The following is a 4,322-nucleotide window of genomic DNA, read 5'->3' on the forward strand; positions in this document are numbered from 1 at the left end:
TCAGAAGAGTTAATTAGAGAAATATAACCAATGAGTTCACTTAGCCCTTTGCTAACCGGATATTTTTCTATTACCTGGCCAAGTGTTACTTGCTGTTTGTCAGTCAGCAATGAGTTTATATTTCCAATCAGTTCTTTTATATTAATAGAGTCGGGGTTGAAAAGATTGCTCATGCTTTCTAAATCGGCTTTTGAATTGAATGTTTCAGGAATTACATTAAATTCGGGAATAATTTTTTCTTCTCCCAATTTTCGTTCCATCGGCATATCTATATTTGCCCCTAATTCTATTTCAATGCCATAATATTCAGGAATTTTATATTCAATCAGACGAAGTGAAATTTGCTTAATCTCTGCTATTGTTTCTCTTATTTTCCGACTTTCTAATAAATGTTTTTCTGCAACAACCCGTGTTAGCTTTTCTGCTAATAGATTATTGCTGTCCAAAACCTTTCTGCCCGATTGAAACAAAATCGTTTTAATTCGTTTCAGATTGCGATTATTGTATTCAATACCTCTGTCTTCTAAAATATCAGAGACCTGTTTAATCAATGTTTTTAATGTCTCTTGACTATCTTCGTCAATCAAAAAGTTCCAGAAAGCATAAAAACTTTTTCCTTGATCGCTCTCTTTGAGGGTATCTAAGGCATCAAATGTATAGTGCAATATTCTTCCTTTAGACAAATCATATTGGCTTTGTTTTTCATAAATATCTCTTGTAATCATTTTGAAGATATCTTCGACTTCCTTAAAATCGCCAATTAACTCGTTTGTTAATCGGGAAATATCTTCAAAACGAGATTGTATTTGATAATCCTCAAATTTTGCAACATTTCCATCTCGTCGTATCCGACGAATTTCTTCATCTATCTTCTTTTTTCGTTCTTCAAGTTCTTCAATTTTCTTTTTCGGGTCTTCTGTATTATTGTCGACTAATTCTTTCAATTTGTGAAAAATATCTTTGAATTTTGATTCTGTCCCGACAAACTTTCGTTCCTGCAATAAATCTAACATTTGGAAAACACGTTCAGTATGCTGAGTCAAAACATTATAAATTGTTTTTTCTGTATCGTCCATGTAGTTCCGTAGAAAATTGTCATTCGTCCATGATTCAATATACTTTTTGGCTCTTTCATAATTGTCCGATCCAAACGATGTCAGGTCACCGTCTTCATCGGAATAATTCAATTCTTCTAAATACCATGCTAATTGACTTATCAGCTTTTCATTTTGGATACTAATTTCGCCTTGTTCTTTGAATTGGGAATATAAAAAGGATAAGATGAGCGGTGCGTTCCGAGACCGCAATAACTTGAGGCTCGGGGCGCTTTTTAATTGTATTTCCAATTTCTGGTAGTCCATGAGCATAGACGGGTTAGAAAAATCTACTTGTTGTTAACTTCGTCTTCAATATCTTTCTCTATGATTCGATATTTATCTTTGATATCTTCTCCTGAATAAAAATCAAGCAAGTCTTTTTTTGTTAAAGTTCCATCTATCAAGAACTTTTTCATATACTCTTGATTAAATTCCATAAGCAAGATAGATTTTTCTAGTTGCTTTAAGATTGCCTTGTTGTTTTCAATATTGCTGTAGACAAGCGATTTTATGGACAAAACTTCATTAATATCCTTTATAATTCGATTTACAAGAATTGCCAATAAGTTTTTGTCTAAGTCAACTTGTTTTGCATTTAGAGCAATATCACGAGCTAACATATATGCAATAGACAAATTTGAATAATCGCCCTTTTGGGAATCTACAACCGCAATGAATCCTATACTAGAAATGAAACCAATATTTTCAGCATATTTAAGAATAGAATTATCAACCAATGACTTATCAAAAACGATAATACTTACTTTTCCATCTCTGTTTGCTTCCGCCTCAATCAACTGACTCCAAGCGGTATCGGTTTTTCGAATAAAAATCTCTTTGGATTCTATTTCTCCCAAACGAATACTTTTATCGAATTTACACTCAATAACAATTCTCAGATTACTATCTCCATTGACTTCACAAACAATATCCCCTGTTTTATTTTTTTCGATATTGCCTGTTGTATTGCCTGTAAGTATGGCTCTGTCTTTTAACCGCTTTTCTTGAAAAAAGTTGTTCAGGAATTCAGCAATTTCGTCTTCTGCCAAAATTCCTTTTATGGTAGATTTGTAAAAAAGTTCCTTTTTCATCTCGAATATCATTTTAAGACTTTCGAGTTCTGTACCCAGTTCGTTGGATGTTTTAGACAAAAAAGAAGAAATTCTATCTTCCATTAAAGCTAATACTCCAATGTATATCGCACGCAAGAGTTTTTCATCTCGCTCATTTACCGAAAGATTGTTGAAATAGTTAAAAACAATTGGATTCTCGATTTCGAACTCCTTTATTTCAACACGGTTGAGTTGTTGGTTCAATTTTATTGTTGACATATTTTTATATTATGCTTTGTAAAGCTTCAAAATGTAATCTATCTTTTTTCTTAATATGTTGTAATACCTCTTTGCATGCACTACCTATATCAACAATGAATTCACTTTGCTTTCCAATTCTATCTATATTGTTGAAATGGCTAAAATAATGCAACGGTTTCAAAATTCTTTTAGATTTTTCGGGACCAAAAACTTTATCGGCACGAGTATCAACTTCATCTGTTGACGGATATTTTGTCAAAGTGTACATTTCAACAAATCGTCTTAGAATATTTGGCATTAAGAATAGCTGCGAAGATATATTTTGTTGTGAGTCTTGGTTAAACTTTGCTATTTCGCTAAACAAGAATTGGTATTCAGATTGATAATCATTATAGACATTTGGCAATTTTTCTATTGATGCGCCATTTTGATTTCTTGATATAAAGTATCTTGATTCTCTATTTTTAAGTTCCTTTCTGTGTTGCAAGCCATCTTTTTTCGGTAAATCTTTTAACAAGTTGAAGAACTCAAAATTATGCGTAGAAATAAATAATTGCTTGCATTTCAATCTCCACATTTTTTGCGTTGGTTGATTGGGGTCTGGAATATGGTCAAAAAAAGTTTCTTTTAGTAATGAGTTGATTTGAAAAATATGATTACTATCTAAACTAGAAATGGGATCATCAATAAATATAACATGATTAGCCAAAGTCCCTTTTTTATTCAAGCTTCTTAAAAGAACAAGAAAATGAGAAAATGAAATTGCCATTTTCTCACCTTCACTCAAATTTTTCGCAAGATGATTACCTCGCATCAAATTATATTTTCCCGTTTCTGTGGCACTTGGTTTTATTTGTATGTCATTTCTCCCTAAGAAACTTTGAATAAAAGCTTCTAGTTGCACACAGCCTTCAGAGACACTTTCTTTTCGCAATGTAAGTAAATCAATAGTTTTCTGATATTCATCTATTTTTTGATTAAATATGTCAATTGACTTTTGAACTTTTTCAGCTTTTATTTTTTTTAAATAATACTTTTCTTTTTTTAAGAATGAGGCCACTAAATGATTTTTATAAATATCTCTTTTGGACTCTACTATTGTTTCAAACTTATCAGTAAAATTATTATTATCTAATATAAGCTTGTTTAACTTTGATATTACATCGAAAATCGGCAATAATTCATTTTCACTATATGGAATTGCAATAGTTTTATATATAGACTTGTTCTTTTTTTTGTTTATTAATGCTTTGATTTTAGTCAATTTGATTTTGTATTTTGCTAACTCCTTGTCGAATTCAAATTTTAAAGAATTGAAATCGCTTTGAAAATTGTCATTAAAATCATTATGACTGTAGGGAATAATTAATGAATCGATAAGAGTTTCTTCTACTTGAAGCATACTTAGTAACTCTTTCGTTGTTTCTCTTAGTTTGGAAGCCTCATTATTAAAATAATTTAGAAGTTCATGGTATCGCTCTTCTGTTAAGTCATTTCCACAAAAAACACATTTACTGTTAGGGGAGTGAATGTTTAATCCTCGTTTTGCCCATTCATAAATCTGATTGTCTTTTTCAAGAATGCTAATTATGTTTGATTTGGAAGGGACAAAGCTTAATACTTCTTTTGATAGACCAATTATATCAGAATAGTTGGTTTTAAAATCAATAATATCTAGCTTTGCCTTAGGATCTGTAATAAGAATAATTTTGCTTAAACTTTCAAGTTCTTTAGATGATTGTAACTATTCAGCCATGCTAATTCATTTATTAATAGATAATTATAATTATTTAAAAAACTATTTTTGAAAAGTCAATAAATATTAATTCGCTAATTATTAGCTTATTAGTGTTTTGTTAATAAAATATAAAAACAAATTAATGACTTCTATCTTATTGATATTCAATAAAAA

The 4,322-nt window shown here is 30.4% G+C and carries 3 protein-coding genes; all 3 read right to left on the bottom strand.

Going from position 1 to position 4,322, the window contains the following annotated elements; all coding sequences use genetic code 11:
* On the bottom strand, window positions 1–1,361 hold a 1,361-nt coding region (locus tag LBP67_05340; protein MDR2084399.1), incomplete at its 3' end, for a DUF3375 domain-containing protein.
* 23 nt (window positions 1,362–1,384) lie between these two features.
* Window positions 1,385–2,428: a hypothetical protein gene (locus LBP67_05345; protein ID MDR2084400.1), complete on the bottom strand. Its 1,044-nt coding sequence runs from the start codon at window positions 2,426–2,428 to the stop codon at window positions 1,385–1,387.
* Window positions 2,429–2,432: 4 nt separating this feature from the next.
* On the bottom strand, window positions 2,433–4,118 hold the full coding sequence (locus LBP67_05350) for an AAA family ATPase (GenBank protein MDR2084401.1): 1,686 nt from the start codon (window positions 4,116–4,118) through the stop codon (window positions 2,433–2,435).
* Between the last annotated feature and the right edge of the window lie 204 nt (window positions 4,119–4,322).

The organism is Bacteroidales bacterium (genome assembly GCA_031276035.1).
Taxonomy (GTDB): Bacteria; Bacteroidota; Bacteroidia; order Bacteroidales; family BM520; genus RGIG7150.